The sequence below is a fragment of the Streptomyces sp. NPDC002886 genome (genome assembly GCF_042888445.1).
GTDB lineage: Bacteria > Actinomycetota > Actinomycetes > Streptomycetales > Streptomycetaceae > Streptomyces.
In genome coordinates this window covers 390027-396348 of record NZ_JBIAPV010000007.1, presented here as the reverse complement: position 1 = coordinate 396348, position 6322 = coordinate 390027, and the positions used below count along the sequence as shown (strand labels likewise).

At 73.2% G+C, this 6322-nt stretch carries 6 protein-coding genes and 1 pseudogene; 5 read left to right on the top strand and 2 right to left on the bottom strand.

Going from position 1 to position 6322, the window contains the following annotated elements; all coding sequences use genetic code 11:
• Together ACFYYB_RS29995 and kdpC are read left to right on the top strand one after the other, a co-directional pair.
• A pseudogene (locus tag ACFYYB_RS29995) lies at positions 1–462 on the top strand (potassium-transporting ATPase subunit B); the annotation flags it as partial.
• A gap of 36 nt (positions 463–498) precedes the next feature.
• Positions 499–1131 (top strand): potassium-transporting ATPase subunit KdpC, encoded by a 633-nt coding sequence (gene kdpC, locus ACFYYB_RS29990; protein WP_389439011.1) that lies wholly within the window; start codon positions 499–501, stop codon positions 1129–1131.
• An 87-nt stretch (positions 1132–1218) separates the two neighbouring features.
• On the opposite strand, the gene ACFYYB_RS29985 is transcribed toward kdpC, so the two are convergent.
• Positions 1219–1602, bottom strand: a complete 384-nt coding sequence (locus ACFYYB_RS29985; RefSeq protein ID WP_389439009.1) for a Ser-Thr-rich GPI-anchored membrane family protein — start codon at positions 1600–1602, stop codon at positions 1219–1221.
• 253 nt (positions 1603–1855) lie between these two features.
• Between ACFYYB_RS29985 and ACFYYB_RS29980 the strand changes: the two genes are divergently transcribed.
• Both ACFYYB_RS29980 and ACFYYB_RS29975 read left to right on the top strand, forming a co-directional pair.
• A complete protein-coding gene (locus ACFYYB_RS29980) occupies positions 1856–2797 on the top strand; it encodes an SMP-30/gluconolactonase/LRE family protein (RefSeq protein WP_389439007.1) in 942 nt (313 codons plus the stop codon).
• Positions 2798–2840: 43 nt separating this feature from the next.
• Positions 2841–3395: a GNAT family N-acetyltransferase gene (locus tag ACFYYB_RS29975; protein ID WP_389439005.1), complete on the top strand. Its 555-nt coding sequence runs from the start codon at positions 2841–2843 to the stop codon at positions 3393–3395.
• 36 nt (positions 3396–3431) lie between these two features.
• Here the strand turns inward: ACFYYB_RS29975 and ACFYYB_RS29970 are convergent, their stop codons facing one another.
• Positions 3432–4901: a hypothetical protein gene (locus tag ACFYYB_RS29970; protein WP_389439003.1), complete on the bottom strand. Its 1470-nt coding sequence runs from the start codon at positions 4899–4901 to the stop codon at positions 3432–3434.
• Positions 4902–5035: 134 nt separating this feature from the next.
• On the opposite strand from ACFYYB_RS29970, the gene ACFYYB_RS29965 reads away from it, so the two are divergent.
• Positions 5036–6265, top strand: coding sequence for a 3-oxoacyl-[acyl-carrier-protein] synthase III C-terminal domain-containing protein (locus ACFYYB_RS29965; protein WP_389439001.1), 1230 nt, complete (start codon positions 5036–5038; stop codon positions 6263–6265).
• The last annotated feature ends 57 nt before the right edge of the window (positions 6266–6322 follow it).

Below are 6322 nucleotides of genomic sequence, written 5' to 3'. Positions count from 1 at the left end.
GTGGGCGTGGCGATGAACACCGGAACCTCGGCCGCCAAGGAGGCCGGGAACATGGTGGACCTCGACTCCAACCCCACCAAGCTCATCGAAATCGTGGAGATCGGCAAGCAGTTGCTGATCACCCGCGGCGCGCTGACCACCTTCTCCATCGCCAACGACGTCGCGAAGTACTTCGCGATCATCCCGGCCATGTTCGCGGCGGTCTACCCGGGCCTCGACAAGCTCAACGTCATGGGCCTGCACTCCCCCGACTCCGCGATCCTCTCCGCGGTCATCTTCAACGCGCTGGTCATCATCGCCCTGGTCCCGCTCGCCCTCAAGGGCGTCCAGTACCGGCCCACCAGCGCCGACAAGATGCTCCGGCGCAACCTCACCCTCTACGGACTCGGCGGCCTCGTCGCCCCGTTCATCGGCATCAAGCTCATCGACATGGTCGTCTCCCTCATCCCCGGCCTGCGCTGAACCAGGGCTCTGCTGACCTAGGAACGTAGAAACCTCATGAACAACTCCGTAGGCAACACCACCCGCCTGCTCGGCGCGGGGCTCCGCGCCCTCCTCGTCCTCACCGTGCTGTGCGGGGTCCTCTACCCGCTCGCCGTCACCGGCATCGCGCAGGCCGCCTTCGGCCGCAAGGCCAACGGCTCCGAGATCGAGGACGCGAGCGGCAAGGTCGTCGGCTCCTCCCTGATCGGCCAGTCGTACGGGGACGACCTGCGCTGGTTCCAGGGCCGCCCGGCGGCGGGACTCGCCAAGAACACCGTCAACGACCAGTACGAGCTGCTGGTCTCCGGCGCCACCAACAAGGCGGCGGACAGCCCCGAGCTGCTGAAGGCGGTGCGGGAGGCCAAGGCCAGGGTCCTGCTCGACAACACCGTCCCGGGCTACGCCCCGCGGCTGGACCGGATCCCGGCCGACGCGGTGACCTCCTCCGGCTCCGGCCTGGACCCCGACATCTCCCCGGCCTACGCGGACCTGCAGACGGCCCGCGTCGCCCAGCGCAACGGACTCCCGGTCGCGGAGGTCGCGAAGCTGGTGAAGGCCCACACCGAGGGCCGCACCCTCGGCTTCATGGGCGAGCCCCGCGTCAACGTCCTGGAACTGAACACGGCCCTGCGCGACCTCACGCGCTGACGGCCCGCCGGAGCCACCGACCCACGAAACGGCCCCGGGCCGGATCGAGCCGCCCGAAGGCGTCCGATCCGGCCCGGGGCCGACCGCTCACGCGGTGACGGTGACCGGCTGGCTGTAGGCGTCGAGCATGCCCGCGGCGGAGGTGACCAGGACGAGGTAGCGGCCCGGGGCGACCCGGGGGACCGTCACCGTGACGCTCGTGCGGTGGGTCGCCACGCCGGTCGCGAGGACGGCCGCCGTCCGGGCCTGGGAGCCGTCCATCGTGACGAGCTCGATGTCCACCACGTCGCCGGCCGGGCCCACCACGTACCAGGCGACGGCCTGCCTGCTGGCGCGCGGCCAGACCGCGTCGGGCCCGGGGGTCTTCACCAGAAGGTTGTCCGATTCCAGGAGGACCGCTGCTTCCGGGCGGCTCAGACCTTGCAGGACGTGCCGGAAGAGGGACTTCAGGGCGGGGGCGCTGACCGACATGGTGCTCCTTCGCTGGTGCGGGGGCCGGTGTTCTGTTCTCTTCCGAGGGTGACCGCCCGACCCGCCGTCCCGCCAGGGCCTTCGGTCCGGTTCCGGCGGGGCCCGGCGGCACCCGGAGGGGAGGTTGCCGCTGTGATCCACACCTCTTCCTTCGGAATGACCTAGTGGTAGCCATATGGAATCTTGGATTATGACCATTGAGCCGAAGCAGATTCGGTTCTCCAGCGGTACGTGCGGGATGAGGGGGAATCTCATGTACGAGATGTTCGACGACCGGTTCCGGACCGGACGGTGCATGAACGGGGACGACGGGCCGGAGGTCCTGCACACCGGCTCCCGCTGGGCCGAAGGACCCGTCTACGTACCCGCGTGGCGGCAGGTGATCTGGAGCGACATCCCCAACGACCGGATGCTGCGCTGGGACGAGGAGACCGGGGCCGTCGCCGTCTTCCGGCGGGGCGCCGGGCACACCAACGGCAACACCCTCGACCGGCAGGGCCGGCTGGTCACCTGCGAGCAGGGCAACCGCCGGGTGACCCGGACCGAGCACGACGGCACGGTCACCGTGCTGGCCGACCGCTGGCAGGGCAAGCGCCTCAACAGCCCGAACGACGCCGCGGTCCGGTCCGACGGCTCCATCTGGTTCTCCGACCCGGACTTCGGCATCACCAGCGACTACGAGGGCTACGTCGCCGAGAGCGAGATCGGCTCCCACAACGTCTACCGGATCGATCCCGGCACCGGTGAAGTACGGCTGGTCGCCGACTGCTTCGAGGCTCCGAACGGCCTCGTCTTCTCCCCCGACGAGCAGCGGCTGTTCGTCTCCGACACCCGCGCCGGCCTCATCCGGGTCTTCGACGTGCGCGCGGACGGCACCCTCTCGGACGGCAAGGTCTTCGCCGACGCGGCGGCCCGTCCGGGGGCCCGCTTCGACAACCTCCGCTTCGACGACGGCGGCCGGCTCTGGGCGGCCGCCATGAGCGACGGGGTGCACTGCTACGACCCCGACGGCACCCTGCTCGGACGGCTCGACCTCCCCGAGACGGTGTCGAACATCGCCTGGGGCGGGGCCAAGCGCAACCGGCTCTTCATCACCGCCGAGACCAGCCTCTACTCCGTGGTCATGGGCGTCACCGGGACCCACCCGACCGGACCGGGGCGCAGGCCCTGGCTGGACGGGCCCGGCCGGCCCTGAAATCCCGGTGCCGGGTGCTCCACCGCGCTGGCACACTCCCCGCATGGACGCCACCGCCGCGGGTGCACCCCGCCTCCGCATACGCGAGATGACCGAGCCCGACATCGACGCCGTCGCCGCCGTGCGGATGGACGCCTGGCGCTACGCCTACGCCGACCTGATGCCCCGGTCCTACCTGGACGGCCTCGACGCCGCCGCGTTCGCCGAGAGGAGGCGCGCCGCCTTCGCCGACCCGGACGGCGCCGTGAGCAACCTCGTGGCCGAGGGCCCCGACGGGGAGGTCCTCGGATGGGCCGCCTACGGCCCCGCCACGACCACGGATCCCGAGGGCACGGCGTCGGACGAGGGCGAGCTGTACGCCCTGTACGCGCGGCCCGACGTCATCGGCACCGGCGTCGGCCGGGCCCTGCTGACCGAGGTGCTGCACCGGGCGGACTACCCCGCGGTACGGCTCTGGGTCGTCGAAGGCAACGCCCGGGCACGCCGGTTCTACGAGATCGCGGGCTTCAGCCCCAACGGCGGGGAACTCGTCGAGTACGCGGACGGCTCCCCGGTGCCCGAGCTCTGCTACCGCCGGGCGGCCGCCGCCACCGGCTGAGCGGGCGGCCGCGGCCGCCCGCGCGCCCTGTCGGGCTCACGGCAGCCGTTCCGCCAGCGCCCGGGCCATCGCGACGGTCGGGACCGCCTCCCTCGTGCGCCGGTACGGGGTCAGGTCGCGCAGCAGCCGGCCGAGCGCCTCGCGCACCGCACGCGACTGCACGGCCGGGGCGGCCGTGAGGAACGCCCGCCAGTGCTCGCACGCCCGGGTGAGGTGTCCGAGGCGCAGCAGCGTCTCGGCGAGCGCGGCGTGGGTGAGTGCGGTGGCCCGGTGCTGTCCGGCCGCGCGGCCGTGCAGGGACCGTTCCAGCGCCGCGGCCGCGGCCGGGAACTCGCCGAGGGCGAGGTGGGTGCGGGCCCGGGCGAAGTCCAGATCGGCCCGGGCGTACGAGTCGAAGGGCCCCTCGGGCGGGTCGACGGCGTGCCGCCCGTGCGACCGGTCGGCGGCGGCCAGATCCGCGGCGGCGGCGGCCCGTTGCCCGGCTTGGGCGTGCGCGGCCGCACGCTGGACCAGGAGGAACGCCAGCGTGCCGGGCTCCCCGTCCGCGGGCGCGGTCTCCACCGCCGTCCGGGCGAGACGTACCGCGTGCGCGGGCTGGCCGAGCCGGCCTGCGTGCGCGCTCATCGCGCGCAGGGTGATGGCGTACATCCGCCGGTCCCCGGCCTGCCGGGCCAGCCCGAGGGCGATCCCGTGGTACTCCTGCGCGAGCCCGTGATGCCCGGAGTCCACCGTCATCTCCGCGAGCAAGTGCGCGAGTTGGGCGTACCCGCGCCAGACGTCGGCCACCCCGCACCGCGGCCCGGACACCGCCCGGCCGGCCGCACCCCGGACGCGTACGGCGGCCCCCGGGCCTTCCGTGTGGCGGGCCGCGAAGGCGCCGGCGTCCTGGGCCAGCCAGGCCGCCAGGGCCGTACGGGTGTGGACGCCGCCGTGGGTGAGGTAGAGGCCCGAGAAACTTCCCGCGAGCGCCCTCAACTGCTCGGCGTGCGCCGCGAGATGCCGCCGCGCGGCGAGCTCCGACATACCGGTTCCCGCACGGGTGCCCCCGCCCTCCGCGCCGGGCCCGCCCCCCTCCGCCGGATCCGGGTCCCACACCGCCGCGGGCACCGGCACCGGCTGGTACGGGCTGCGCAGCAGCGGCCCCCTGCCGTGCGGGTCCCCGTCCGCCCTGGCCTGCAGCGCGAGCCGGAGCGGGCCTCCTTTCTCGGGCGGCGCCCCGGGGCCGGTCCGTACGCCGGGCCCCGCCGAGCCCGCGCCGAGGCCCGCCTCCGCCACCGTGACCAGCCGCCCGCACCGCTCCGTCAGCGCCGCCGCTATCAGCTCGGGCACGGGCCGGCGCGGCCGGGTGCCGGAGAGCCAGTGCGCGACGGCGGTCCGGTCGTAGCGCAGGGCCAGCCCGTGCAGGGTCCCGAGCGCGTTGACGGCCCGCGCCAGCTCCGCCCCGCTCCACCCGGCCTCGGCCAGCAGGTCGCCCAGCCAGGCATTGGCCACCCGCCGCCCGCTCACACCGACCGCCCCGGCCGGGACCGGGATCCCGCATTCAACGCTTTCACCACTGCACCCCCCGCATTCCCTTCTCCCCGCCCTCCCGCTGGTGTTCGCTGGAGCCGTCCCCATCGGATTCCACGGACCGGAGAAGCATGTCTGCCTCGGATACGGCCAATCCCCCCGCCCCCGCCGCGTACGCGTACCCGTTCCCCTATCGGATTTCCGGTGTCGGCGCCCAGATCGGCGAAGTCATCTCCGTCGAGGACTGGGCCCGGCTCGCGCACATCCCGCACCGCAAGCAGGCCGGGAAGGAAATCAGCGGCGCCGATATCGAGCGCATACTCGGGGTCACTTCCAAGAGCTGGGACCGGGAGCGCTTCGCCTCGCTCGACACCGTCGTCGACGTCGCCCGCTCCGCCCTGCGCTCCGCACTCGCCGAGCCCGAGGACATCGACGCCGTCTTCGTCGCCACGTGCACCCCGTACGAGATCATGCTCGACCAGGACGCCTTCAACCTGCTGCGCCGGCTGCGCATCCCGGACAGCGTGCCCCCCTTCCAGCTCGGCGCCGGCTGCGGCGGGCTCTCCCGCGTCGCCGCGCACCTGGCCCGGACGGGGGCCCGTCGCGCGCTGGTGATCTCGTACAACGCCGCGAGCCCCATCGGGATCGACGAGAACGGCATCATTTCCCAGTACAGCGGCGCCGACGGGGATCATCCTTTCGCGCACACCCTGTGGTGTTCCGGGGCGCTGTTCTCCGATGCGGCGACCGCCCTGGTATTCGAGCGGGACGACACCTTCGAGGCGGGCCTCGGTTTCTATTCGCGCGATTCCCTCGATTTCGGGGGCGAGCCCGGATTCAGCGATCCGCTCATCCACTACCCGGGAGGCGGGGCCGCCCACCCGCCGGGCTTTCCCGGATCCGCCGAGCTCTCCGCATTCGGACTCAACGGACCTGAACTGGCCCGCTATTACTCGCGCGGCATGATGATGAACCAGGAGACGATGGACGCCCACCGCCCCGGTTTCGTGGACGAGGTCCGGCGTGTCTACACGCACCAGGCCGGTCCGGCACTGGTCGAGAACTACCACCAACTCGCCGGCCTGGACACCGGGAAGGCCCCCGCGCACGCCCGCGAGCTCGGCAATCTCGTGACCTCCGCGACCCCGGTGCTCTTCTACACCGACGTGGTGAACGGCCTGGTCGGCGCGGGCGATTGCGTCTGCTTCTCCGTCATCGGCGCCGGCCCCGAACGCGGGGCCTTCCTCGCGCGGGTGGGCATCCCCGGCGAGGTCACCGTGACCACACCACTGCCGCCCGTCCCGGCCGCCGCCGAGACCGCCCGGGCCACCCAGCCCGTCGGCGCCGCCGGGACCACCTGACCCGCCCGCCCCGCCGGGGCCGTCCGGGCCGCCGGGGCCGTCCGGGCCGCCCCGACG

Excerpts from the sequence above, each read along its gene's own strand:
- kdpC (WP_389439011.1), top strand. The coding sequence starts at position 499 with ATGAACAACTCCGTAGGCAACACCACCCGCCTGCTCGGCGCGGGGCTC.
- ACFYYB_RS29985 (WP_389439009.1), bottom strand. The coding sequence starts at position 1,602 with ATGTCGGTCAGCGCCCCCGCCCTGAAGTCCCTCTTCCGGCACGTCCTG.
- ACFYYB_RS29980 (WP_389439007.1), top strand. The coding sequence starts at position 1,856 with ATGTACGAGATGTTCGACGACCGGTTCCGGACCGGACGGTGCATGAAC.
- ACFYYB_RS29975 (WP_389439005.1), top strand. The coding sequence starts at position 2,841 with ATGGACGCCACCGCCGCGGGTGCACCCCGCCTCCGCATACGCGAGATG.
- ACFYYB_RS29965 (WP_389439001.1), top strand. The coding sequence starts at position 5,036 with ATGTCTGCCTCGGATACGGCCAATCCCCCCGCCCCCGCCGCGTACGCG.